The organism is Pararhizobium sp. A13, assembly GCF_040126305.1.
In the GTDB taxonomy this organism is placed as follows: Bacteria; Pseudomonadota; Alphaproteobacteria; order Rhizobiales; family Rhizobiaceae; genus Pararhizobium.
Genome location: NZ_CP149511.1, coordinates 1,124,632 through 1,149,688, shown reverse-complemented (window position 1 = coordinate 1,149,688; position 25,057 = coordinate 1,124,632). Strand labels below are relative to the sequence as shown.

General features: G+C 58.0%; 25 protein-coding genes and 1 pseudogene. 9 read left to right on the top strand and 17 right to left on the bottom strand.

From position 1 onward, the window contains the following. Positions 1-199 precede the first annotated feature (199 nt). The 3 genes and pseudogenes from WI754_RS27040 to WI754_RS27030 form a co-directional block, all read right to left on the bottom strand. A complete protein-coding gene (locus tag WI754_RS27040; protein ID WP_349438002.1) occupies positions 200-550 on the bottom strand; it encodes a hypothetical protein in 351 nt (116 codons plus the stop codon). 687 nt (positions 551-1,237) lie between these two features. After that, positions 1,238-1,906 (bottom strand): annotated as a pseudogene (locus WI754_RS27035) (IS5 family transposase); the annotation flags it as partial. A 3-nt stretch (positions 1,907-1,909) separates the two neighbouring features. Next, complete coding sequence (locus tag WI754_RS27030; RefSeq protein WP_341487063.1) at positions 1,910-2,245, bottom strand: hypothetical protein; 336 nt, start codon at positions 2,243-2,245, stop codon at positions 1,910-1,912. A 492-nt stretch (positions 2,246-2,737) separates the two neighbouring features. Here WI754_RS27030 and WI754_RS27025 point away from each other — a divergent pair, with 492 nt between their 5' ends. After that, complete coding sequence (locus WI754_RS27025) at positions 2,738-3,796, top strand: toxin TcdB middle/N-terminal domain-containing protein (RefSeq protein WP_341487062.1); 1,059 nt, start codon at positions 2,738-2,740, stop codon at positions 3,794-3,796. Positions 3,797-3,967: 171 nt separating this feature from the next. Continuing rightward, a complete protein-coding gene (locus WI754_RS27020; protein ID WP_341487061.1) occupies positions 3,968-5,980 on the top strand; it encodes a calcium-binding protein in 2,013 nt (670 codons plus the stop codon). 457 nt (positions 5,981-6,437) lie between these two features. Here WI754_RS27020 and WI754_RS27015 read toward each other — a convergent pair whose 3' ends face one another. Next, positions 6,438-6,893 carry a GSCFA domain-containing protein gene (locus WI754_RS27015; RefSeq protein ID WP_349438000.1) on the bottom strand — a complete coding sequence of 152 codons (456 nt, stop codon included), beginning with the start codon at positions 6,891-6,893 and terminating at the stop codon, positions 6,438-6,440. A gap of 538 nt (positions 6,894-7,431) precedes the next feature. Continuing rightward, on the bottom strand, positions 7,432-7,665 hold the full coding sequence (gene rpsU, locus WI754_RS27010; protein ID WP_037127688.1) for a 30S ribosomal protein S21: 234 nt from the start codon (positions 7,663-7,665) through the stop codon (positions 7,432-7,434). A gap of 196 nt (positions 7,666-7,861) precedes the next feature. Here rpsU and WI754_RS27005 point away from each other — a divergent pair, with 196 nt between their 5' ends. Continuing rightward, positions 7,862-8,065, top strand: coding sequence for a hypothetical protein (locus WI754_RS27005; RefSeq protein ID WP_341487059.1), 204 nt, complete (start codon positions 7,862-7,864; stop codon positions 8,063-8,065). Positions 8,066-8,299: 234 nt separating this feature from the next. Here the strand turns inward: WI754_RS27005 and WI754_RS27000 are convergent, their stop codons facing one another. The 10 genes from WI754_RS27000 to WI754_RS26955 form a co-directional block, all read right to left on the bottom strand. Then, complete coding sequence (locus tag WI754_RS27000; RefSeq protein WP_341487058.1) at positions 8,300-8,617, bottom strand: hypothetical protein; 318 nt, start codon at positions 8,615-8,617, stop codon at positions 8,300-8,302. A gap of 202 nt (positions 8,618-8,819) precedes the next feature. Then, complete coding sequence (locus WI754_RS26995) at positions 8,820-9,155, bottom strand: hypothetical protein (protein ID WP_341487057.1); 336 nt, start codon at positions 9,153-9,155, stop codon at positions 8,820-8,822. Between the two features lie 7 nt (positions 9,156-9,162). Then, the gene (locus tag WI754_RS26990) at positions 9,163-9,369 is read right to left on the bottom strand and encodes a hypothetical protein (RefSeq protein WP_341488020.1); all 207 of its coding nucleotides are present in this window, start codon (positions 9,367-9,369) and stop codon (positions 9,163-9,165) included. A 221-nt stretch (positions 9,370-9,590) separates the two neighbouring features. After that, positions 9,591-10,349, bottom strand: coding sequence for a FadR/GntR family transcriptional regulator (locus tag WI754_RS26985; protein ID WP_341487056.1), 759 nt, complete (start codon positions 10,347-10,349; stop codon positions 9,591-9,593). Positions 10,350-10,354: 5 nt separating this feature from the next. Then, on the bottom strand, positions 10,355-11,455 hold the full coding sequence (locus WI754_RS26980; RefSeq protein WP_341487055.1) for a four-carbon acid sugar kinase family protein: 1,101 nt from the start codon (positions 11,453-11,455) through the stop codon (positions 10,355-10,357). Then, positions 11,452-12,444: an ABC transporter ATP-binding protein gene (locus WI754_RS26975; RefSeq protein ID WP_341487054.1), complete on the bottom strand. Its 993-nt coding sequence runs from the start codon at positions 12,442-12,444 to the stop codon at positions 11,452-11,454. Before WI754_RS26975 ends, WI754_RS26980 begins: the two co-directional genes overlap by 4 nt. Further along, the gene (locus WI754_RS26970; protein WP_341487053.1) at positions 12,444-13,478 is read right to left on the bottom strand and encodes an ABC transporter ATP-binding protein; all 1,035 of its coding nucleotides are present in this window, start codon (positions 13,476-13,478) and stop codon (positions 12,444-12,446) included. The genes WI754_RS26975 and WI754_RS26970 overlap by 1 nt, the downstream gene beginning before the upstream one ends. Continuing rightward, positions 13,478-14,440 carry an ABC transporter permease gene (locus tag WI754_RS26965; protein ID WP_341487052.1) on the bottom strand — a complete coding sequence of 321 codons (963 nt, stop codon included), beginning with the start codon at positions 14,438-14,440 and terminating at the stop codon, positions 13,478-13,480. The genes WI754_RS26970 and WI754_RS26965 overlap by 1 nt, the downstream gene beginning before the upstream one ends. A gap of 2 nt (positions 14,441-14,442) precedes the next feature. Beyond that, the gene (locus WI754_RS26960) at positions 14,443-15,399 is read right to left on the bottom strand and encodes an ABC transporter permease (RefSeq protein WP_341487051.1); all 957 of its coding nucleotides are present in this window, start codon (positions 15,397-15,399) and stop codon (positions 14,443-14,445) included. Positions 15,400-15,541: 142 nt separating this feature from the next. Then, entirely contained in the window at positions 15,542-17,194 is a 1,653-nt protein-coding gene (locus WI754_RS26955) for an ABC transporter substrate-binding protein (RefSeq protein ID WP_341487050.1), read from the bottom strand. 299 nt (positions 17,195-17,493) lie between these two features. Between WI754_RS26955 and WI754_RS26950 the strand changes: the two genes are divergently transcribed. From WI754_RS26950 to WI754_RS26930, 5 genes are all read left to right on the top strand, one after another. Then, positions 17,494-18,399 (top strand): dihydrodipicolinate synthase family protein, encoded by a 906-nt coding sequence (locus WI754_RS26950; protein WP_341487049.1) that lies wholly within the window; start codon positions 17,494-17,496, stop codon positions 18,397-18,399. A 12-nt stretch (positions 18,400-18,411) separates the two neighbouring features. Continuing rightward, on the top strand, positions 18,412-19,602 hold the full coding sequence (locus WI754_RS26945; RefSeq protein WP_341487048.1) for an exo-alpha-sialidase: 1,191 nt from the start codon (positions 18,412-18,414) through the stop codon (positions 19,600-19,602). A 416-nt stretch (positions 19,603-20,018) separates the two neighbouring features. After that, a complete protein-coding gene (locus tag WI754_RS26940; protein WP_341487047.1) occupies positions 20,019-21,152 on the top strand; it encodes an iron-containing alcohol dehydrogenase in 1,134 nt (377 codons plus the stop codon). A gap of 61 nt (positions 21,153-21,213) precedes the next feature. After that, entirely contained in the window at positions 21,214-22,188 is a 975-nt protein-coding gene (pdxA, locus tag WI754_RS26935; RefSeq protein WP_341488019.1) for a 4-hydroxythreonine-4-phosphate dehydrogenase PdxA, read from the top strand. A 68-nt stretch (positions 22,189-22,256) separates the two neighbouring features. Further along, positions 22,257-22,463 carry a cold-shock protein gene (locus WI754_RS26930; protein ID WP_341487046.1) on the top strand — a complete coding sequence of 69 codons (207 nt, stop codon included), beginning with the start codon at positions 22,257-22,259 and terminating at the stop codon, positions 22,461-22,463. Between the two features lie 910 nt (positions 22,464-23,373). On the opposite strand, the gene WI754_RS26925 is transcribed toward WI754_RS26930, so the two are convergent. Continuing rightward, positions 23,374-23,808, bottom strand: coding sequence for a DoxX family protein (locus tag WI754_RS26925; protein WP_341487045.1), 435 nt, complete (start codon positions 23,806-23,808; stop codon positions 23,374-23,376). An 11-nt stretch (positions 23,809-23,819) separates the two neighbouring features. After that, positions 23,820-24,284 carry a cupin domain-containing protein gene (locus tag WI754_RS26920; protein ID WP_341487044.1) on the bottom strand — a complete coding sequence of 155 codons (465 nt, stop codon included), beginning with the start codon at positions 24,282-24,284 and terminating at the stop codon, positions 23,820-23,822. Between the two features lie 71 nt (positions 24,285-24,355). Here WI754_RS26920 and WI754_RS26915 point away from each other — a divergent pair, with 71 nt between their 5' ends. Next, complete coding sequence (locus tag WI754_RS26915) at positions 24,356-24,958, top strand: TetR/AcrR family transcriptional regulator (RefSeq protein ID WP_341487043.1); 603 nt, start codon at positions 24,356-24,358, stop codon at positions 24,956-24,958. Positions 24,959-25,057: the final 99 nt, after the last annotated feature.

Genomic DNA, 25,057 nt, shown 5'->3' with positions numbered 1-25,057 from the left:
CGAATGCCCAGTATCGCTGACGCAGCTATTTCACCTGAACCCTGATCTGCGCGGGAACTCGCATAGGACCGCGAGATAAGGGATCGGAACCGAGAGCCATGAGCCCAGGATACTATTCGGCACTGTCTGGCCATCCCAGGCTCAAGCCACATCTCTAAACTACCGGCTATAAACAGCAGGCCCGTTTCAACTCGCAGCGCTAATTCGCTTCGGTCAGCGTTTCTGTGCCGCTTCCGTCCTTGCCTGTAATTGTCCATGTCCCGTCCAACGAGCCATCACCGTTGACTTTGTAGACGATCAGGCCGAGTGCATCTCCCAGGACATAAGCTGCCGCAAAGGCATTGCCATTGAGCATGCAGACGCCCGTCGATTTCACGCCTGCCGTATCCCACTCGATAACGCAGGTGGTTTCGCTTGCGAGCGTAATTTCAGCTGTTCCGGCGTAACTGGATCCATCCAAATTCGTGCCTTCGACCGTATATTTCCCGGCGTTGACGGTCTGGGCACCTGCGGATGTCGCCGCGGCTACAACCACCACGGCTGAGAGCAAATATCTTTTCATGAATCCCCCAAAAAATCGCCGCGCGCTTCTCGGGCGGTCGCGACAATTTAAGCACAAGCGAATCGTTGGGAACAGCCGGAAAGTCCCTCCGGGCCCACCATCGCCTCTTTTTCGCGTTGACCTTGTGCTGGACAGCTCTGCTCAGCTTCCTTGCCTGAGTTTCCGATGCGGAATAGAGGCATAGCACCGACAATTGGGCCCAACGCCTTGCCGATTGCTTGGGGACAGATGCCCCGCGGGATAGAGCCCATGACACCTATTGGAGCATTCAGATGATGGACGTATTCGACGAACTCTTGCGTCGCTTCGACTACTTCAACGACGCGGTCATCGAAATGATATCTATCGATTACTCGATTACTCGATGGAACCCGGTTCTCAGATAACAATAATCGTCAATTGCGAGGACGATAACGATCCCCGAAAGGGGCGGTAGCGCTGTCTCATGGATTTTAAGGGTGTCGCCGAATTCAAATTTGCGCAGGTATTGAACACGACGCTTACAGTTGCTTCTTTCGGCGTCGCAATCGTTCAGGGTTCGGGACTTACCTACCTTGATTTTGCCTGTGGGGGATTTCGTGAAAGAACGATCGAAGAGGTTCGATCAGGAGATTTTTACATAGGCGCCCGCAAGGCAAGCGTTTCAGTAGTGTAAGAGTCGGACTCGAAAAGGCTTCAACGATATCCATATCTTGCGAGGCGTCTGGTGAGCATGCGGATGTGGGCGATGGTTATCCACGCTTCTGCTGAAGCGACGGATTTTTCGAAGTCCTTGGCCAGCCTGCGGCATCGGCCGAGCCATGCGAATGTCCGCTCGACGACCCAGCGGCGCGGCAGGATTTCAAACCCCTTGGCCTTGTGGGAACGCTTGATGATTTCGAGTGTCCATTTCCCGATTTTCTGCAGCCGCTTTTTCAGCTTGTCGCCCGCATAGCCGCCATCTGCAAAGACATGAAGCAGCCACGGCCATCGGATTTTGATGGATTTCAGGAGATCGGGAGCACCGTCGCGGTCCTGGATATCGGCGCTGTGCACCATGAGGCCGACCATCGGCCCGAGCGTGTCGACAATAATGTGGCGCTTGCGGCCTTTGATCTTCTTGCCTGCGTCAAAACCCCGGATACCGCCGCTTTCCGTGGTTTTGACGCTTTGGCCGTCGATCACACCGGCCGTTGGCGAGGCTTCTTTATCTTCCAGTTCCCGCGCTTCCATGACGAGATGATGGTTGACCTGGTGCCAAAGGCCCATGGTTCGCCATTCATAAAAATACCGCTGGACCGTCGAGCAGGGTGGAAAATCCTTGGGCAGCATTCGCCACTGGCACCCTGTCGAAGCGATACAGAGAGATTATCGTCCTTGGAAAATTCTAACGAGCTTCGGTGTCCAGTTCTTGCGGCGAATGTCCACCGCATCGTTGTAGTCGACCCGACCAGCCCGGATCGCCTCGACGAACCTGCTGCATACGAGCCTGGGTGCGTCTTTCTCGGATGAATCGATAACTATCGAAGCTTCTTTTCGCTGCTGTGGCGTCCAGTTTGCCGTGCACTCTTTCATGGCCAGTTGCCTTGCCTTTGCGCTGCCCTGAACTGTCTCGACTATGACGGCGAATTCTTGCTTCGACGGTGCGCAGCCAGCAAGCAGCGCCAGAGTAAGCATAAAAGCAGTAGTGTATTTGCGGCTCATTAACGATCTCCGATTGAATTCGCCACGGGTATCTAAACGACACGCGTTTTGCAACCGGCGCCGGCGGGAATACATTTAGCTGCCGCTCAGACGGCACAGATGAGGGCGATTTGCTACCCTTCAACCCCTGCTCATTCAATGGCAACGATCGACCCGAAGCGGAAGCTCGATTGCTCCGGCTTAATTCACGGCCCTTACCCATTTGGGATCTCCTTGACCGATCATCGTTCGCGGTTACGTCACATATCGTTCCGCTCAAACGAATGAAGACGCCAATGCGCAATAAAGCGAAGCGAAAAACCAGAAGCTTCCTGCTTCAGCTGCAGGGGGAAGCGGGCTTGACGGATTGGCTTGTCTCGGATGTGGATGCCGATAGCAGGGCCGAATTTTCGGCGGGAAGGACGCGCAGTTCCGACAGTTTATCCAATCGAAATTGGGCCATATTCCGCGCCACGCATGGCCCTGGTGGGCGGGCATCAAGGACAATGGTTCGTGACAACGGGCGATTTCAACGGTGACGGACAAACGGACCTTTTGGCGGCGCCGAGCACCTCGGTGCAGGAAAGGACCTATGATGATGATGCGGCGGCATACCGGGACGCCTTCTTCAAATCCTTCCATATCCGCTATGGCGGCGGCATCGCCAATCTTCTGAACACGGTGACGACGCCGCAGGTTGGCCAGGTGAAGGCGGTCTACAAGCCATCGACGGCCCACGCCAACACCTATCTGCCCTACAGCATGTCGATGGTGAGTTCGCTATCGATACTGGACGGGCGTGGAGAGATTGCGACAACCAGCTACGCCTATGCCGGCGGGTTTTATGACATCGACAAGCGGCGTTTTCTCGGCTTCGGGACGGAGACGAAGACCTTGCCGAAGATTGCGGGCGAGGGCAATGTTCCGATGGTCAGGACAACCTACAAGCAGACCGTCGCGACGATCGGGCTGCCGACGAAGACGGAGTACCTGGAGGGCGACGGCTACGTGCGCCGCGCGGTGACCGAGATTTGCGCGATCAACACGACCACGATCTCCTACACCGCCAAGAATACAGAGACGGCAATCATGGTGGACAGCAATACCAGAATGACCAAAACCACGCGTGTTTTTGATCTCTACAGCAATATCACCGAAGAACTGGACTATGGCCGCACCGATGTGAGCGGCGATGAGGTCTTTTCGCAGACCGCTTTTGTTCACAACAGGAGCGCCTATCTCGTTTCGTTTCCGATATGGAAACGGCTGTACAAAGGAACGTCATCGAGCGGTCAACTTTTGACGGCGCCGAACTTTGGCTACGATGGTCAAGGGGTTCAAGCAACGCCGACGAAGGGGCAGCTGACAAATCGGCTGGACTACACGAAGCCAGGCATCCTCCAGAGAAATACCTTCACCTATGACGCCTATGGAAACCTGGCGACCTCGACGAATGGCCAGAACGAAACAACGTCCTATGCCTACAGCACATACCATCTCTACGTCACCACAACGACCCATCCAAGCGGTCTGAAATGGACTCTGAAACTTGAACCCTTCGTTCTAATATAACGCCGACTTTTTCCGCGGAATTGGCCCCCAGAGGGAACGCGCACGAAAGATGGGGAGGGGAATCCCCACGCTTCGCTTCCACCGTTATCGACATGTAAAATCAAACTGCAAGCAATTTACTATCCTCCTACGCAGTGCTACCTAGGCGCGATGTTGGCAGGGATAAACAGAATGAATTACGGGAAGAAAATCGTAGGTACGGATGGGAACGACGTTCTCTGGGGGGAAGGTGAACTTAACGAAGTTTACGGTCTGGACGGCGACGATGAAATCCACAATGGCAATTTTATAGATGCCGGACCGGGAAATGACTTTATCAGTGTTGGCGCCGATAATATGTTTGCAGAAGTTAGGTTCTCTACCGTGATAGCGGGATCCGGTAATGACACTATCTTCGATTACTATGGAAGTGACAATATATATGCCGGAAGTGGGGACGATTACTATATTTCTGACAACACCGTTAATGGCCCTGGCGAAAATAACGTTCTTCTTGAGAGCGGCAATGACTTGGCAACCTTTAGCTTTGACACAAACACTACCATCCAGAATTTGGATGGTGGCACCGGGACAGATACGCTGATTATCTTATCCAACAATGCCGGAAAGGGTCCAAGTTCAGTGGATTTTCGCATTTTGGATGAAGGGTCTCTCACACTCGAACAATCGGTCTTGAAGGATTTCGAGCGCGTTGTTTTTTATGACACGCTCAATATTAATAATGTATATTTTGGCGATCTCGACGATCAGTTTTATGGATACGGTGGATTTAATACCGTGTATGGATTCGGTGGCAACGATATACTTGAGAGCGGCGGCGAAGGGGCGAACAAATTATACGGCGGCGTTGGCAACGACGTGATTGTTGCGGGTGGAGGAACCGGGAAAGACTATAATCGCGCATATGGAGAAGATGGCAATGACAAAATCTTCGCATCGTATGAATACTTAGATTATGGCTCTCATAGCCGTCTTTACGGGGGCGCAGGAAGCGATGGATTTATTGAAACACTAGCGAACCCTAAACGGGCGATTAACACGGACGGCGAATTTGACTACGTGATGGATTTTGATCCGTCCGAAGATTGGATAGGTTTCGGAACTCCCACGTACTACTATATGGATTTGGGTACGACGCAGCGCTTGAATGCTAAGAAATATGACGTCGTCAATAATAGTTCGAAGCTATCTTTTGATATGAAATACTCCATTGAAGGAGAAACGTTTAAGGTTGGGGTGATATATAATAAAATTAATGGAGACCTAACTATACGTTCAAATGAAGGTATTTATGCAAGCTTTTCCGTGGAAATGAAGCTTAAAGGCTCACCAGATCTCACTGTTGATCATTTTTATATAATGACGCAGCAAATTGGAACGTCATATAAGGACACTCTTCACGGCAATGGGAAAGACAACGAATTGTTTGGTTATGGTGCCGCTGATGTGATCTACGGCCTTGGTGGAAACGACACTTTGGTAGGTGCTGGCCAGGATCCTCTGGGCGCACGCGATGGCGGCGATTCGCTTTTTGGCGGTGCGGGTAATGATACACTGATAGGTGGAAGCGGTGCGGACACGTTGAATGGCGGCGCCGGCTTCGACACGGCATCCTATGAACTCAGTACATCGGTTGGTGTAACCGCAAATCTTGCGAGGATCGATGCCAACACAGGCGAGGCAAGGGGAGACATCTTCGTCTCCATCGAAAATTTTGTCGGATCCAAATTTTCCGACAACCTTTACGGTGATAGTCGAGCCAATTGGCTGATCGGTGGCTTGGGCGGGGACAAGCTGTATGGAGGAGCGGGCAACGACAAGATTGTTGGTGGGGGCGGAAGCGACTACCTTTACGGTGGTGCGGGCGCTGACTTGTTTATTTATAAGAGCTCAGTTGAATCAGGCAGTTTGTCGGAAAGCTCTGACACTATCTATGATTTTTCCGTCAAGGATGTGGATTGGATCGACCTGTCGGCAATAGACGCAAATTCGACATTTGCTGGCAACCAAGCATTCACCTTCATTGGAACCTCTGACTACACGGGCGTGGCTGGCGAACTTCGCTACGTCAAACACTCTTCCTATACCTGGATATACGGCGACATAAATGGAGATAAGGAGAGTGACTTTGCGATCAAACTGGATGATGCGCTGGCAATGAAGGTTGGAGATTTTGTCCTCTAAGGCATTCGGCTTTGAAATCTGAAACGGATGCGGTATCGCAATGTCAGAATGCAACGGCATTTTGACAGGGGCGGAATCAGTCAACTCACCGAGCAACCGCGTTGCGCATCCTTTTCTCACCCCATCGCCCCTCCGCCCCGCTATTGATTGTTTTGATCTCGGTGTGTCTCGGACAGTCTCGTTGATTATAATTGAGAGATTAAAACTTCGGATGACTGCCGCAAGCGCAGAACGCGACCGTATGTTGGGCACCAGCTTGTTCACCAACGAGGCAGAGCCTGACGACCCATCCTCCTGATGCCCGCTCGACAACCGCGCCTCGATCATCTCGTTTGACGTGTCGCGCATGGGTGTTCGTTGAAACGCCCTGCGGTGGCAAGATCATCCGTGCCGACGGTCGTGTAGAGCAGCATCACTTCCGCGCGCCTCCCGCTTCCATCTTTCGAACAGCTACCCGTCACGATTGTTCGGTGTCGATGAAATAGGCTTCCTGGAACACCTGCATGATATGTTCGACTACCGGCATCAGCACATTGCGGCGGTCCGCTCGAAATGCGCGTTCGGCATCGAGCGAGGTGACGAGCTCGAAAGCCGGGAAGTAGATGACATCCTCGAATTCGCGCGTGACCTGGCCGATGGCGGCGCGCAGGAGACACTTGCTCTCCGTGTTGGTCACGACGATGTCCTCCTCGCCGAAGGTCGCGGCAAGGGCGACCGGCCACACGGTCATGACGATCTTGGCACCAGGCTTCGCCGTGCGCACGAGACGGACGATTGCGCGGAGATTGTCGAGGTTCTCTTCGAAGGAGCTGAAGACCCTTTCGACCTGACCCGCGCCGCCATCGCTGCCGGCATAACCCGGTTTCTGGTTGACGATCTTGCCGCTTTCCGCATTGCGGAAGACCTCCGTCATGCCAAATGTGAAGAGAAAGGCCGAAGCCTCGCGTAATGGTTTTGGGCCGTCCAAGACCGTGATTCAACTGTCCCGGCCTCCGCCTGACGCCCCTTAAAGCTCTTGGCCAAAACATTTAACCCCTCAACGTGCTGTGGACGCAACGTGACAAGATACACGCGGGAGTCAAGCGGGCGTCGCGCGGCGCCGATACGATCTCACTTTCAGATGATGAAAGTGGTGATGTCCCACTGAGCCGGGAGAAAGCCAAAAATTGCGGCGCTCAGACTCTCCCCGGAAGCAAACGAAAATCCAGCTCGAAATCGTTTGCATTGGCGGGCCGGCCAACGAGGCAGAGCCTGATGACTCTGCCTCCGGATACCCGCTTGACAGTCGCTCCTCGATCATCTCGGATGCCGACGCGTCGCGGACGGGTGTTCTGAAGACGACGGTCGTCTGTGCGACAAACTGTCGGTGGACAGAGCTTGTGACAAATCGGTTCCACGAACCAGCCCCGTCTCCGCTGGAGAAAAGGCTGACGATCGCGACGGGTGCCGGTTTAGCGGCTCGGCTTCTTTTTGGGAGCCGGCAGAAGGCCTTCTCGCTGCATCTGCTTTCGAACGTTCTTGCGTTGACGGCTAATGGCCTCGGACTTCTGGCGCGCCTTCTTCACGGACGGCTTCTCATAGGCTTCCCGCAGCCGCATTTCGCGGAAGACGCCCTCACGCTGGAGCTTTTTCTTCAACACGCGAAGCGCCTGATCAATGTTGTTGTCGCGAACCAATACCTGCATGGGAAACCTTTCGAAGCTTGCAGTCCTGAAAGAGGAAGCGCGCAATCTATCGCCTTCGCTGAAATTTGCTAGTCAGGCGGCGTCATCATTTTTCGCTATATTTCCAGCGACGCAAAATTAGACTAAAGTCTTATCGCTGAAGATCGCAGGAGACGATCGAAGCGACCTGATGTTGTCGTCCTTGGGAGGGATAACGATGCAACATTTTACGACGACCATACCACCAAAAGACATCGCGCTGCTGCAGACCGTTCTTGATGCCTGGTGCAGCCAAAACAAGATGCTTCGAAGCAAAGCCGATTACGAGGCGAAGATTCTGATCTCCGAATACAAACGCGGAGTAAGGTCTCAAATCGGTCTGGTCGATGCATTGGTCGCGGCAGAAAAGCACCACCAATAATCGGCTCTCGAGACGCGAGCGGCAAGCCAATCCTGGCCTGGTCCTGAGCCGTTCATTTTACCAATTGACCCTAACATGTGTTCCGGTTGGACGGTCGTCGTAATCTCGGCGACATCTGAACAGTCAGTCGGAGTGCAGAGGGCATCTTCCGCACCTCATCTTTGAGCTCCTCCCTGCGAAGGGAGGGGCTGTTCGCTTAAATAGTAGCGGCCAGATATCCATACCTTAGGACAATCAATCCTTTGAAGATTGCTCGCCCTCAACCATCAGTCGATTGATCTCGGTTTCGAGGTCAAACGGCTGGTTGGCTTCAGGTACGCTCGGATCCTGGATATTTTCTACAGCAGGAGCAGCGGCTCGGACTTGCCGCAGGGCGGACCGTTCGCCGAGAAGGGCGTGGTAACGCCTGGCAACCTCCGTCATCTCGATTTGCCCGGCGATCCATTCCTCGATCCAGGCAAGGAAACGGTCGTCCTGTTCAACGGCGTGCCCAGCCTCACGCGCTCGTTGAAACGCATTCTCCGCCGCTCGGCGCCTGATCTCAACCGACATCTATCCCTCGCATTGTACCTTCGCCTGACTGAACATAGGCGTGGCCGTTGCGATTTCCATGACCAACAATTGCAGCTCTAACAAGGCGCGTGGGAAACAAGGCGATGATCCCTTCGAGGCCGTGCGCACCACCTCTTCCGCGATACGGATGGTGCCGTTATGGACGCGTCGAATGGCGTCGTTCGCAATGCGTGTGGCTGCCCTATGAGGTCGGCCGCTCTAATTCGCGGGCCTTTTTGATGATCACCTCGATCTTCGAATCCATTACAATGCGCCGATCTCGGATCATACCGGCCGCTTCGAGCAGAGCGGCGCGGACGTCTGCATCAGGCATGCTACCCGCCGACCCGGCCAAGGCGGCCATCGCTATCAATAAATCGGCCGCGGAACCGGATGTGGGAAATCCAACGATATCCCGCATGTTACGAATTGTCGCAATAGCCCGCTTCAACAGCCTACCCCGCTCCATGGGCTGCAGCTTTGCCACCTCATTGGCGGCACGTACCAGTTCTGCGATGAAATCGGTGGTCGCGGTCATCGGTTACTCAGTCCGCAACCAAGCCGTCAAATACCTCAATCATCGCATCGCTGATTGCTTTCCCAAGCTCCGCGGCGGTCGCGGCAAGGGCCTCTTCGTTCATTTCACGTGCCGCTATCGCAAAGGACGCGCCTTTGGTCGTCACGATTTCCTGCGCGCGCTGAATAGCCCAGAGTGCAAAATCACTGCGACTGCCAATTTCCGTCGTTTCCACGCGTTTTCTCCTGATTTGTTTTATCCTGAACGAATTTTGCTTCGTCATCCAGCCCGCCAACCTGAATCTGCCGGTTCAGCCGAACGGCATGGCTTCGATCCCCCTGGCGGCAGAGTGCAGTTTTGCCGGCGACGAATTTTTGAGTTAACGTTCGGGCAGCTTGACCACAAGACCAGAAGGGCAGCGTTCTGCAGGAGCGTTGGCTCGTTCGTTTAGAACGATCAGAAGGAAAGATCGAGAACGCGGTCTTCGAACAGCCGGTTGCGGGACCCTTCGAGATGAAGGCGCATCGCCCTTTCCGCGTCCTCCGCGCGGCCGTCGGCAATCGCCTGATAGATGGCGTTATGTTCCTCGAAGACTTTTTCCAGGCCGAGCCTCGGTCCCATCAGGGACAGGCCATGCAGGTGCATGCCGACGGCGATGTGCGGTTTGAGGGCCTCGATCGAGGCCGTATAATAGTGATTGTTGGCAGCTTCGGTGACGCATCTGTGGAAGACGAAATCCGCGTCCGTGCGATGAAGCTGATGGCTCGTCGCCTCGCGCAGATCGGCAAGGGCTGCAGCAATCTTCTGGAGGGCAGCTTCGTCGCGTCTCTGGGCGGCGAAAAAGGCCGCCGCGGGCTCGATCGTCAGGCGAAACTCATAGCAACGCTGGATGTCGGCGATCGTCTTGACCGGCGAATAGGCAAGATGCGTGGCCGGCGACGCCTGGGCACTGACGAAAGTGCCGGCGCCTTGCCGCGAATAGACCATGCCTTCTTCGCGCAAGCGCCCAAGCGCGTCGCGCACGATCGGGCGGGAGACCCCCATGATCGAGGCCAGTTCGTGTTCCCCCGGCAGGCGCGAGTCCGGCGGGTAGTTGCCGGAGCGGATGCGCTCGCGCAATTGGTCGAAGACGCGATCGACCAGCCTGACTGATTTCCCACGCTCTGGTTTGGCGGCCTGGCCGGGCTCTCCGATTGAGGGGGCATCTTGCGCCATTTTCTTCACCACGCCTGTTTTTCGATCCTTGTCCTGTTGGACGTTTGACTTAGCAGATTCTCAGGAACGAGTTTTAGCAAAGAATTGATATTGCCGAAGCCCCCCGATTTTACGGCACAACGGATTGTGCGGCCATGCGCATCCTTGATCTTGAACCAGGGGATGCCGGCCTCGATTTCGCCGTTCGGGATCAGCACCGTGGCGCCGAGTTCCTTCAGGATGGCAAGCGCCGTGTCGCCGCCGCCCATCATGATCATCTCCGGCTGTGTCCGTTCAACCGTTTTGAAGATACTTTCGGCGAAGCGGGCAGCGACATTTTCGGCAGGGGTCGTCTGGTCTCCGGAACACCGTGCCACGGCAGGAAGCGCAGTGATGGCGTCAGGCGCCAGATTGCCGGCAGGCGCGTCGGCGATCGAGGCGATCTGACGCGTGTTGGCAAGATGCTCGATCTGTGCGTTCGTGATGGGATCGCGAGATCCGAAGGCGAACAGGGTCTTTGCGGACGGCGAAAATGTTGACGGCGCTGATACCGATTTTGCCAGCGAACGGGCAAGGGCGCTGCCAAGGCCGCGCGCGCCGACGGCGACAGTTTCGGTCCAATCGATGCGACGGACCAGGTCATCCAGCTCGCCATCGCTGGAAGCGTCGCAAACGTCTACCGAAAAGGAACTTGAAGGAAATATCGGTTGAATTGATAACGGTGTCTCCACGCCGCGCCCTGTGACCGCGCCGTTCACCGTGAAGCGCTGTTGATCGGGAATGGCAGGCGCGACGATGATCGTGTTGCGGCCTGTTGCGCTGGCGAGCGCCGTGCTTTCGGCGGCGACGTTGCCTTTCAGTCGGGAATCGATCTTCTTGAAAAGAATGCGGGGCGTTTGTGGGCCGATAGCTGCAGCAACAGCATCGATCCTCGCTGCGGCTGCATCCGCTGAAAGAGCGCGTGACACTGTATTGACCACGACGACATCGGGGTTGCGAGCCAATGCCTCGCCGACTGCCTCTACGTCGATCGCCACCGCCACGCTCAGACCGGCCTCGACGAAGGGCGTACCGGTATCGAGCGCACCCGTCAGGTCATCGGCGATGATGGCAACCTGCAACGTCATCCAGGCAATCCCTCGGTGACGGCATGACAGGCAACCATGTGCCCGGGACGGGCTTCACGCCATTCCGGCACGACCTTGCCGCAGACCTCCATGGCAATCGGGCAGCGGGTATGGAAGCGGCAACCCGAAGGCGGCGAAAGCGGGCTCGGCACGTCGCCCTGCAAAATCTGCCGCTTGCGGCTGCGTTCATGGGCGGGATCGGCTTCCGGCACGGCGGAAAGAAGCGCCTTGGTATAGGGATGCAGCGGATGTTCGAACAGTTCCTCGCGTGTCGCCAGTTCTGCCAGGCGACCGAGATACATGACGCCGACGCGGTCACTGATATGGCGGACCACCGCAAGGTCATGGGCGATGAAGAGGTAGGTCAGTCCATATTTCTGCTGCAGATCCAGAAGCAGGTTGATGATCTGCGCCTGGACCGAAACGTCGAGCGCCGAGATTGCCTCGTCGCAGACGATGAATTTCGGCTGGCAGGCAAGGGCGCGGGCGATCGCCACACGCTGACGCTGCCCGCCGGACAGTTCGTGCGGGTAGCGCGAGGCAAACCGTGGCGGTAGGCCGACATCGGCGAGCAGTTCGGAAATCTTCTGTGGCAGTTCCGCCTTCGTTGCGAGCTTGTGGAAGAGGATCGGCTCACCGACAGCCTCGCCGATGGTCATGCGCGGGTTGAGTGTCGAATACGGGTCCTGGAAGACGATCTGGAGCTGACGCCGATAGGGGCGCATCGCCTTTTCATCGAGTTCGACGATGTTCCTTCCCTGATAGATGACCTTGCCTCCGGTCGCCCTGTGCAGGTTGAGAAGCGTGAAGCCGGTGGTCGACTTGCCGCAGCCGGATTCGCCGACAAGGCTCAAGGTTTCGCCTTCAAGTATTTCGAAGTTGACGTCGTCCAACGCATGCACGGTCGCGGCGCGCTCGCCGAAGGCGCCAAGCCGGACGTGGAAGTGTTTGACCAGATTCTCGATGCGCATCAGCGGTTGGGCGCCCATCACGCGACCTCCAGTTTTCGTTGCGCGACAAAGCAGGCGACGCGATGCTCCCCGGCCTCGCCAATGCCTTCCAGCAGGGGGACCCGCTCGTGGCAGACCTGCTCCACCAGCGGACAGCGGGGTGCGAAGGGACAGCCCTTCGGGCGGCGGCCCGGCTCCGGTGGCGTGCCGCCAATCGAACTGAGGCGCGTCGAACGCTCGTCGGAAAGTTTCGGGATCGAGGCGAGAAGGCCCTGTGTGTAGGGATGCCTCGGATTGGCAAACAGCGCATCGACGGGCGCATCCTCGACCACGGTGCCAGCGTAGAGCACGTTGATGCGATCGACGAGACCGGCGATCAGCGCCAGGTCGTGGGTAATCCAGACAACGGACATGCCGAGTTTGTCGCGCAATTCCTTCACCAGATCGACGATCTGTGCCTGGATCGTTACGTCGAGTGCGGTGGTCGGTTCGTCGGCGATCAGCAGTTGCGGATTGCATGCAAGCCCGATGGCAATCATCACGCGCTGGCGCATGCCGCCAGACAGCTCGTGCGGATAGGCGTCGAGACGCTCCTCGGCACCGGGAATGCCGACGAGCTTCAGGAGTTCTCCGGCCCGTTTGCGCGCTTGCGTTTTCGTCATCCCGCGGTGATAAATGAGAGGCTCGGCCAGTTGCTGGCCGATACGCATCACAGGGTTGAGCGAGGTCATCGGATCCTGGAAGATGAAGCCGACCTCGCCGCCGCGTACCTTGCGCAGATCGGAATTCGACATCTTCTGCAGGTCGCGCCCGGCGAAATTGGCCTCGCCCTTCGTGACCTTGATCTTGTTCGGCAGAAGCCGCATCAGGCTGAGCATCGTCAGGCTTTTGCCGCAACCGGATTCACCGACAATGCCGAGCGTTTCGCCTTTGTCGACATGCAGATCGATGCCATCGACGATGGTCGCGGGGCCACGCCGGGTCTCGATCTCGATCGTCAGGCCCTTGACGTCGAGCAGGCGTTCGCGGGTCTTGGAGGTGGGTTCAGGGCGAATGTCGTTGGCCATCAGCATCACTTCGCTCCGCGCGGATTGAGGGCATCGTTGAGACCGTCGCCGAGGAACGAGAAGGCGACAGAGGCAAGGCCGAGAACGGCGGCGGGGGCAGCCAGAAGATGCGGATAATGCTGCCAGACGCGCAGGCCGTCGGAGATCATGTTGCCCCAGCTCGGAGTAGGCGGGTTTACTCCGACGCCGAGGAACGAGAAGGCGCTTTCGAGCACCATGGCCGTACCAAGGCCGGCGCTGACGGCAACGATCAGCGGCCCCAGTGCATTCGGCACGACATAGCGCATGAGGATGATGCGGTTGGTGAGGCCCAGCGCCTGGGCGGCGGTAATATAGGGCCGCGAGCGGATCGACAGGACCTGCGCCCTGACGAGGCGCGCATAGGGCGGCCAGGATATCAGCGCCATCGAGCCGAAGACGAGCAGGAAATCGACCCAGACCGTTTCGCGATAGAACGGGTTAAGCGTCGCCAGATACCGGCTTTCCATCCAGCTGGCGATTGGCGACTTCAGCGAGGCATTGATGACGACGACGAGAAGCAGGTTGGGGATCGACATCGTCATGTCGGTCACCCACATGACGATCTTGTCGAGCAAGCCACCGAAGAAGCCCGCCATCGCGCCGAGAGAAACGCCGATGAGAACGGCGATGAAGGTGACGACGACGGCCACGAGGAAGGCGGTTCGCGTGCCATAAATCACGCGGCTGAAGACGTCACGGCCGAGATCGTCCGTGCCGAAGAGATGCGACATCGACGGTGCCAGGTTGCGGGCGCTCAGATCCTGGCTGAGGAAGTCGTAGGGCGTAAGGTATGGCCCAAAGGCGGCCGTGAAGGCGAGGACAACGACGACGATTAGGCCGAACACGGCAAGGCGGTTTCGGCGCAGCCGGTGCCATGCGTCGCGCCAAAGGCTGACGGTCGGTTCGATATCGGTTTCGGCAGGTGTAGTCATGGGAACGACGGACATGGTCAGCGGCTCCTTCTGGTGTCGTTGGCGCGCGGGTCGAGCAGCGGATAGAGCACGTCGACCAGAAGGTTGGAGATCATGACCAGGAACGAGCCGATCAACGTGACGGCGAGGATGACCGGATAGTCGGTATTGGTCAGGGCCTTCACGGTCAGGCGGCCAAGACCCGGCAGACCGAAGACGAGCTCGACGAAGATCGCGCCGTTGACGATGGTGATCATGATGAGCCCGAGCTGGGTGACGACGGGCGTCAGCACCGGGCGCAGGATATGACGAAGTGCCACCACCGTTTCCGGTACGCCCTTGGCGCGCGCGGTGCGAACGAAATCTTCCGCGAGCACCTCGATCACGGCAGCACGAGTCTGGCGCACGATCAATGCAATCGGCTGGAAGGAGAGGACGAGCAGCGGCAGGAGGATGCGAACGTCAAAGACGCCGCCCCATCCGTAGGGTACGGCCGAACCGGGCAGAACCATGATCAGAAGGACCATCAGCATAGGCCCCGCGACATAGGCGGGGATCGCCCAGAGAAACAGGGCCGAACCGAGAATGGCATAGTCGGTGCGGGTGTTCTGGTTGAGTGCCGCGATCAGCCCGAGCGGAATGGCAACGACCGCGGTGAGGACGACGGAACAGAGTGCCAGCTTGAAGGAAACGGGGGCTGCGGCCGAGATCATCGCCCAGACGGAGCGGCCGGAACTCAGCGAATTGCCGAAATTGCCATGCAGCAGGTTCCAGATATAGCTGCCGAATTGGACGAGGAACGGCCGGTTGAGGCCCGCGCTTTCGCGGATCGCCTCAATGCGTTCCGGGTTGTAGGCAACATCGCCGGGCGCGCGCAGGAAGATCAGCTTGATTGGGTCGCCGGCGCCAAAATAGGCGAGCGCATAGACGCCGAGCATCACCAGCAGGACGGAGGGAATCCAGACGACGAAACGGGTCGCAATGTAGCGCAGCATGGCAGTCTCCCACCCTGGTTTTCAGAAGATGAAGCTTCGAGTTCCTGCTGTGGCGTAAGCTCGCGCTATCATACTCCAGCAATCGAAATCTGTGCGGAAGCGGCGCGCGCTCCCGCACAGGGGATGTTGGCATCCGCTTGGCTCAAGCGACCGAGATGTCCCAAGGTGCCACGACCTGCCAGTCAAGGTTCTTGTCGATGCCGGTGACTTTGTCGGTTGCCCAGCGCGACATGGCCTGGGCATACCAGGGGATGAAGGTCCAGTCCTCGCGGAAGGCTTTCTGGGCTTCCTGCGCAAGCGCAACGCGCTGCGGATCATCCACCGACTTGGTGGCGGCTTCGGCAAGCAGACTGTCGACCTTGTCGTTCTTGTAGCCGCCAAGCTTGTTCTGCGCATTCGAGGAGGTCGAAGCGATGGAACCGGCCAGATAGGAGACGGCATCGGGAACGCGTGTGCCGACATCGTCGCGGAAAATCTGCACCGCGTTCTGGTCGGGACCAGCATAGGCATCCTGCTGCGGCTTCATGTCGACGGCGGTGATACCGAGGTTCTGGCGCCATTGTTCGGCGATGAACTGTGCAGCCGCCTCGATCGCCGGGCCGGAAATGCCGACGAACAGAAGTTTGGGCAGACGCTCCGGTCCGCCAAAGCTTGATTCCGCCAGCAACTTCTTGGCGCCTTCCGGATCATAAGGATAGGGCTCGAAGCCGGAATTGTCGGCGCCCGGCACGGAGTTCAGAACCTGATCCGTCTTCTTGTGCGGTCCATCCGGGAAGGATGCCTTCATCAGCCCCTCGCGGTCGACGGCCATGATCAGCGCCTGGCGCACCTTCGGATCGTCCATCGGGGCGCGGGACGCGTTGAACCAGAAGTGCTGGCTGGTCGGGATCAGCGGCCCTTCTGCAAAGCTGGCGCCGAGATCCTGCACGATGGTCGAGGTGACAAGTTCGGTATGCGCGTTGTATTCGCCGGACTTCAGAAGCGATGTTGCAGTGACGTTGTCCTCGATCGAGTCGATCTCGATGCGGGCGAGCTTTGGCTTCGGGCCGAAGAAGTTCTCATTCGGCTCGAACACCAGCTTGCCGGCGTCGAGGTCGATGCTAGTGAGCTTGAACGGACCGGAAAAGACCGCGCCGTTGTCGGGCATGTACCAGTCGGCGACTTCCTCGCCGTCTTCGCCGCGAGATTGCGACGCCTTGGTGATCGGCGCGATGTGGTTGCCGAGGCGCATGAAGAAGATCGGATCGGCGTCGGTCAGCGTGACGACGACAGTGCCTTCGTCCGGCGTCGCGATACCGGAAATTTCCTTGGCTTTGCCAGCGCTGACATCGGCATAGCCGGCGACCTTGCTCAGCACCTGATCGGCGCGCTGGTTCTTGGTGTTCGGCATGGCCGAGACGTTCCACGAGCCCTTGACGTCCTCAGCAGTGATCTTGCTGCCGTCGGAGAAGACGGCCTTCGGGTCGATCTTGAAGGTCCAGGTCTTGTTGTCGGCAGCCGGTTCCCAGCTTGTAAAGACGTAAGGGTGCAATTCGCCCTTGCTGTCGAAATACATCGGCGCCGCCCACCAAGCCGAATTCCAGCGATAGGGCGGGCCGCCACCGCGTAGCGGCGACCAATCCTGGTTGAAGGCAGGATGCGCGACCTTGAGCACCTGGCCTTCCTGCGCGACGACGATGCGGGCATTCAGGCCGAACAGGCCAAGCGCCACGCTCGTGCCGAGACCGAGTTTCAGGGCGTTGCGGCGCGTCATCTGCGGCTGTGACGAGCCGGTTTCCTTGTTTCGATTAGACATCTGATCCTCCCATAGATGCAGTCATCGCGCCCTCCATCTGCCTGGTTCCTGACAGGTTGCCGCGCCATGATGAGGTCCGACACTGGATCGATATTGTAAATATGTCAACATTAATTCTTTCACGTATTCGCTTCAATAATCGATTTGCGTATAAAACGCATATTTTTCAATATGATATTTTTTGAGCGAGATTTTTGGCGTGGAATTTTCCTTGACAAGTTGTCATGATTGCGGAAAAAGCGGATGCCTTTGGCGGTTCACATCGAAAAGCGTCAGGCAGGGCAGGAGGAGTTCGCAGGATGACCATTCAAGGGATAAGCGGCGTTTACAGCGCTGCGACCACGCCGCTCAATGCCGACTATACCCCGGACCTCGGCCTTTTTACCGCCCATTGCCACCGTTTGATCGAGGAAGGGTGCCATGGTGTGGCGCTCTTGGGCACGACGGGCGAGGCCAACTCCTTCTCCTCGGCAGAGCGCCGCGACATCCTTGAGGCCGCGCTGAAGTCCGGCATTCCCGGCGGTCAACTGATGCCGGGCACCGGCGTTGCTGCCATCCCCGAAACGATCGAGCTGACGCGGCATGCGCTGTCGGTCGGCGTTACCCGCGTCGTCATGCTGCCGCCGTTCTACTACAAGGGTGTTTCGGACGACGGTCTTTTTGCGGCCTATGCGCAGATCATCGAGGCGATCGCCGACGATCGGCTCCGTATCGTGCTCTATCACATCCCCCAGGTTTCCGGCATCCCGCTGACGCTGTCGCTGATCGGCCGCCTGATCAAGGCCTTCCCGAATACGGTGGCGGGGATCAAGGATTCCGCCGGCGATTTTGCCAATATGCAGGCCCTTGTTGCTGCTTTCCCGGGATTTTCGGTGCTTGCCGGCGCAGACCCGCTGCTCTTGCCGCTGATCAAGGCCGGCGGCGCCGGTTGCATCACCGCGACGTCCAACTTGGTCGCCAGTTCCCTGCGGGTCGTTTACGACCACGCGAACGACCCGACCCGCGCGGGTGAGGTCGAGGCGGCACAGACGCGGATCAATGCCTATCGCTCTCTCTCCAATTCCTATGTCCAGATCCCGACGATCAAGGCGATGGTGGGATTGAAGAATGGCAATGCCGCCTGGGGGTTGCCCCGCCCGCCATTGATGGCGCTGAGCGCCGCCGAGCGGGCAGATCTCGCAACCAAATTCGCGCAACTGCCTTGAGGAGCGACCGATATGCTCACCACCTCCGGCCTTCGGCCTGACGAAATTCCGGCGTTGATGAACGGCGCGGTCTCGCCACATCCCTTGGAAAAGGGACGGTTCGAGGCGTTTCTGCCGTCGCCGTGTGTGCAAAATCACGCCGCAAACCTCGCTTTCCTGCCCGACGGCACGCTCGCTTGCGTCTGGTTCGGCGGCACGATGGAAGGTATGGGCGACATCTCGATCTATATGTCGCGGCTGGCGCCGGGGGCGTTCCGCTGGTCGCAGCCCGAGAAGATGTCGGACGATCCGCAGAAATCGGAGCAGAACCCGCTTCTTTTCACCGCGCCGGACGGCAAGGTCTGGCTGATTTTCACGTCGCAGACCTCGGGAAACCAGGACGGCGCTATCGTCAAGCGACGGATCTCTGCGGACGGCGGCCGCACCTTCGGCCCGGTCGACATTCTTTGCGATATTCCCGGCACATTCGTGCGCCAGCCGGTCATCGTCAACGCCCAGGGAACCTGGCTTCTTCCGGCTTTCTGCTGCATTGGCGTGCCGGGAGCCCGCTGGACCGGCGATGTCGATACCGCGGCAGTTCTCGTCTCACGAGATGCGGGTGAAAGCTGGGTGATGGTCGATGTGCCCGCCAGCGTCGGCGCGGTGCATATGAATATCGTCCCGCAGGACGGCGCGCGGATGGTCGCTTTTTACCGCAACCGTTTTGCCCAGCATATCCTGCGCAGCGTGTCGGACGACGACGGCATGAGCTGGAGAGCGCCGGAACCGACCAATCTGCCGAACAACAATTCATCGATTCAGGCGGTCGGCCTTTCAAGCGGGCGGATCGCCATCGTCTATAACCATTCCAACGCCTCGACGTCGGATGATCGACGTCATTCGCTCTACGACGAGATCGAAGCGGAAGAGGGGGCGCAAGGTGAGAAACCCGAGGCCGCTGCGGTCGCACCGGGGCGCAAGGCAGTCTGGGGCGTTCCCCGCTCGCCAATGAGCCTCGCCTTCTCCGATGATGGAGGCCGAACCTTCGGTGGCCGGCGTGATCTCGACACCGGCGACGGCTATTGCCTGACCAACAATTCGAAAGACGCGCTCAATCGGGAATATTCCTATCCCTCGCTCGTCGAAGGACCGGATGGTGCGTTGCATGTCGCCTACACCTATTATCGCCGTGCCATCAAATATGTGCGGTTGGCGTCCCATTGAGAGCTGAGGCCTGCCGAGCTGCCCAGCGGCGTTCGACAGGCGTCTAGAATTCAGGAAATCGCCTCGTCCATCCAGTGCTTTTGACAAGTTGGTTAAACGGCGCCCTTTTTGGGTGCGAAAAGCGCGAAAGATTCATAATTTTACATGGTTTTTGACAGGCCGCTAATGCCGGCTGAGTGTCGCCGTGACTATGTCTTGCGGTCGCCGCCCATGCGACTGCCATTATAAAATAATAATAAAAATAAGTAGTTGGCGCAATACATTGAACCAGCGCTACCATGGTTCTTTCGTCGAGGACGCAGAAAAGATGGATGAAACCAAGTTCTCTATTGCCAAGAAAGCCTAGCGTGTGTAACAAATTTACATGTTATTGCGAGCGTCTAATGGGCGCATACGCCCAGACGAGAGGATCCATCATGACAAGCCTGAGCGCGCCGATCACGATCGTTCGTCCCGAAATCATCGAGTTCGGCGTCGGTGTCGCGGCCAAGCTGGGGAAGTGGGCCGCCGGTCAGGGCTTTTCGCGCGTTCTCGTCGTTTCGGATGCTTTCAACGCGTCCCGTGTCGATATCCTCGAGTTGCCGGGCTTCGTCACCGTCTTCTCGCAGGTCAGGCCCGAGCCTGATACGGATAATCTGGATTTGCTTTTGTCCGTTGCAAACGAGGCGCACACAGACCTGATCGTCGGTTTTGGCGGTGGCAGCGCAATGGACCTTGCCAAACTCGCATCCGTGCTCTCCGGTTCCACGCAGACATTGCGTGAGGTCGTCGGCGCGGGCAAGGTTGCGCAACGACGCCGGGTAGGGCTTGCGCAAGTGCCGACGACATCGGGTACCGGCAGCGAGGCGGGCATCCGCGCACTGGTTACCGATCCGCAAACCCAGGCCAAGCTCGCGGTCGAGAGCATCCACATGCTTGCCGATATCGCCGTCATCGATCCTGGCCTCACCTTTACCGTTCCGGCTGCGACGACGGCGGCGACCGGCGTCGATGCCATGGCGCATTGCGTCGAAGCCTTCACCAACCGCAAGGCGCATCCGATGATCGATCTTTATGCGATCGAAGGAGTTCGTCTGGTTGGACGTTATCTCGCTCGCGCTGTTGCCGACGGGGCGGATGCGCAGGCGCGGGCAGGGCTCTCGCTCGCCTCGCTCTATGGCGGCTTCTGTCTCGGTCCGGTCAACACTGCCGGCGGGCACGCGCTTGCCTATCCGCTTGGGACCCGCTGGCATATCGCCCATGGCGCAGCCAATGCCCTGATTTTCCCGCATGTGCTGGCCTTCAACACGCCGGCCGTTGCCGAGAAGACGATGCAGGTGATCGAGGCGCTGAACCTGAAGGCGGGCTCAGACCAGGCATCGGTGTTCGACGCTTCGTTCGGTTTCTGCGCCGGGCTTGGCATCGAGATGCGACTTTCCGCCCTTGGCGTTCCAGCCGACGATCTCGACGTCATGGCCGACGACGCCTTCGCCATTCGCCGCCTTCTCGACAATAATCCGCGCGAGCTTGGCCGCAGCGACATTCTTTCGATCTACCAAACCGCCTATTGAGACGACAGGTCTGCGCCACCACGCCGGACCGCAGAGGCAGCAACGCCCGCAGAGGATAATGATCATGAGCACATCACGCGTAGCCGTCACACTCGGCGATCCGGCCGGTGTCGGACCGGAGGTCATCGTCAAGGCGCTGGCGGCACTGCCGGAAGCTGACCGGGCGAACTTCGTTATTATCGGCAATGTCGCGGCGCTGGAGCGGGCAAACAGGGTGACGGGAACGGAATTGCGGTTTTCCGCAATGCCGGTGGCCGGCGCCATTGCGGTCGATGAGGTTGCGATTGACGGCAGCCTGCCGGAGATCGGCAAGGTCAGTCCGGTCGCGGGGGACGCGTCCGTGCGCTACATCAAGCGCGCCGTCGAGCTTGCCATGTCCGGAGAGGTCGATTGTATCGTCACGGCGCCGATCAACAAGGAGGCGATGAACCTCGCCGGCCACCATTTCGACGGCCACACGGGGCTTCTTGCTCATCTCACCGGGTCGAAAAGCTCCTTCATGTTGCTCGCATCCGAGCGTCTGAACACGATCCATGTCTCGACGCATGTGTCGCTGCGCACGGCCATCGACCGTGCGACGGTCGAGCGGGTGCTGGCGACGATCGAGGCGGGGCACCGACATTTCCTTCGTCTTGGCCGCAGGGCCCGCATCGCCGTGGCGGGCATCAATCCGCATTGCGGCGAAGGTGGCTTGTTCGGCGACGAGGACATGAAATTCCTCGCGCCGGCGGTCGAACTGGCGCGGCAAAAGGGGATCGATGTCGTCGGTCCAATTTCGGCCGATACGGTCTACGCCCGTGCCTACGGCGGCGCCTTCGATCTGGTGGTGGCGCAGTATCACGACCAGGGGCATATTCCGATCAAGCTCGTTGCCTTCGAGACAGCCGTCAACGTCTCGCTCGGGCTGCCGATCGATCGTGTCTCCGTCGATCACGGGACAGCCTTCGACATTGCGGGCACAGGCAAGGCAAACCATGCGAATATGTTGTCGGCAATAGACTATGCGCGACTGGTTGCGCGGTCACCGAGAGCGTAGTGTAAACACAAACAAGACGCGCCTTCTTAGCACTGGGCTGAGAGAGAAGCAGTTTAAAGGAAAAAAATATGGCTACTGGTACCGTGAAATGGTTCAACGCAACGAAGGGTTTCGGATTCATTCAGCCGGATGATGGCAGCACGGATGTGTTCGTCCACATTTCCGCCGTAGAACGTGCTGGCATGCGCAGTCTGACAGATGGCCAGAAGATCACCTATGAACTGGTGAAGGATCGCAAATCCGGTAAGATGTCGGCGGACAATCTTCAGGCCTGAAGCGTCTGCGATAGTGACAGCGAGAGGCCGGGTCGACCCCGGCCTTTGTCAGTTGGGGGCTTTCTCTGCGGCATTTGGCTTTTCCTGGCTCCAACGCGATCGATCGACAGGCGGGAGAGGTGCAAATGGGTTGCCGAAAGGGGATCGTGTTTGCGCGATCTGTACAACCAGGCGCTGCATGACCAAGCCTGGCGCAAGCCTCGTCTTCCAAAATCGAACCCGTAAGTGTTCTTACAAACGGTGACATGATGTCATTCTAACCCGTGTAGGGGGCAATGACGGCACGGGTAAAAATAAACTTGCAATGGTTTCTGGCCGTTTTGGGATATTTTTTTCGGATCCTGGCTACGGCTCGCCCTTGAAATTGCTGCAGTGCAGCATTATCCTTAAAGCATCAAAGCGGTTCACCTCCTCCCGAGCCGCTTTGTCAGACGGACAGCACTCCTCCTCCCAGCTGTCGGTCACCAATCGAAGCCCGGTGCACCTCCTCCCGCACCGGGCTTTTTCTTTGCCCGGTCACGGGGTGACGCAAATCTCGACAATGGCGTCCAACTGGTTGGGAGGCACTCTCTGGAGTAGCCGCCTGGCGCCCAGGACATGATGTCCCGAGAGCTTCGTTTTTCGCTTCGCTTGCCAGTGCCGTGTTCTCCCTTCCGAGAAAATGGCGTCGCGTCGAGAGGCTTTTTTTTGGGGGGGCTCGATGATCCGGGTCTGTCCAGCAACAAGCGGAAGAACAAAAGACAAGCTGGTCCGCGCCCAGTCAACTCCGATGCATGGACCGCAGATTCCCAGCGCGAGATATCGCTTTGCGGCCGAAAGTGTCCCATATCGGCGTAGAGTGCCCCAGCTCAGTGACGGCCAGGCAAAAGCTGAGAAGGAAAAGAGGCCGGGAAACCCGGTGCCACTGTTGTCACACGCCTGCAAATCCGGGCTTTGCCCCAACGGCCGCCTGCCGCCGCAATATCGCAACCGTCATCAGTCCGCCAATGACGCTGATATGCTCGATTGCAAACAGCATTTCGAAGAAGGCTGTCTCGCCGGTCATCGTCCAGAAGGCATGTGCGACGGGGATCGTCAGCGCAGTAAAGACGCCGAGCGCGCCCGCGCCGAGCCAGACATACCGCCCCGAGATGACAAGTGCCGAACCGCCGAGTTGAACGACGATGACGGCGATCGCCATCGGAAAGGCGGGCGTGACACCGTATTTTTCCATCTCGGCAACGGCTGCTGCAAAATCGAAGAGCTTGGCAAGGCCGCTCGACCAGAAGACGAGCGTTAGGAGGATGCGGGCAGCGATGCCGAAGGCTCTGGAGGCCAGCAGCGCATTGATCAGATGCTGCGTCATGTTTTCGCTCCTTAGCTGATCGGCGGAAGCGGAATATCGATGCCGAACCGCGCCGCGGTTTCGACGATCTTCGGAATGTCGGGCGGAAGCATCTCCGGAAAAGCTGTCGTTCCGGCAGGCACCGGCTCGCCGACGGCCACGAAAAATTCCTCGTGGAGGTCGCCCGGAAAATTGATGAGGATCATCCTGGAGGGCGTTTCCGCGATATTGCGGAAGGAATGCATCGTGCCCGGCCAGACATGGACGAAATCGCCCGGCCCGCAATGCTTAACCTCATTGCCGACGATGATCTCGTAAAGGCCCTCGAGAATGAGAAACGCCTCCTGGTCCGTCTGGGTATGCGGCGGTGGACCTGCGTTCGGCGCCGTCAACACTTCGATGACCGTGAAACTGCCTCTCGTGTCTGCATAGCGGGCGCGGAAGGTCATGAGATTGCCGAGGAAATGCACGGTCATTGGAGCGGGGCTCGAATTCATTGACTTGTTCCTTGGAGGGGTTGTGATACAATTAACTCGTAATGAGACATCTATCTCATAATGAGGCGTTAATGGACAGTCAAGAGAAAAAGTTCGAACGGGTGAACCAGAAGCGCAGGACGCGCACCGAACTGCTGCGTGCAGCAAGGGAGATCGTTGAAAAAGGAGGGCACCCCTCCATCGCGGATGTCGCCGATCTGGCAGGGATTTCGCGGGCGACCGCCTACCGGTATTTCTCGACGCCGGAGGAGATCATTCGTGAGGCCGTGCTGGATGGCGTCGCCGATATCATTACGATCCCTCCGGCGAAGGAAGATGCGGATGCGGCCGAAGTCGAGAAGCGGCTGGACAAGCTGGTCTCCGACATATTCCATATGGTGCTCGGCAACGAGAGCATCTTCCGCGCCTTGCTCGGTAGCTCGGCCGTCGGCCAGACGCAAGTCCGCCGCGGCGCCCGCCGTATTGCCTGGCTCAAGGAGGCAATGGCACCGCTGCAGGGCCAGATGCCACCGAAACAGTTCCAGAAGCTGGTGAATGCCCTTTCGCTCATGACAGGCATCGAATCTCTGGTTGTCATGCGCGATATCTGTGAGCTGGAACCCAAAGAGGCCGAGGAAGTTCTCAGATGGGCAGCAACGACGCTCCTTTCCGGCGCGCTCGCCGAAAATTCATAGAGCACAATGGTGCCGCGAATGATTTGTGACAGTATCCCGATAGCGTTGCGGCACTTTCGCGGTCAGTTCGCGGCATCCACACATGACCCCGAGTTGTGG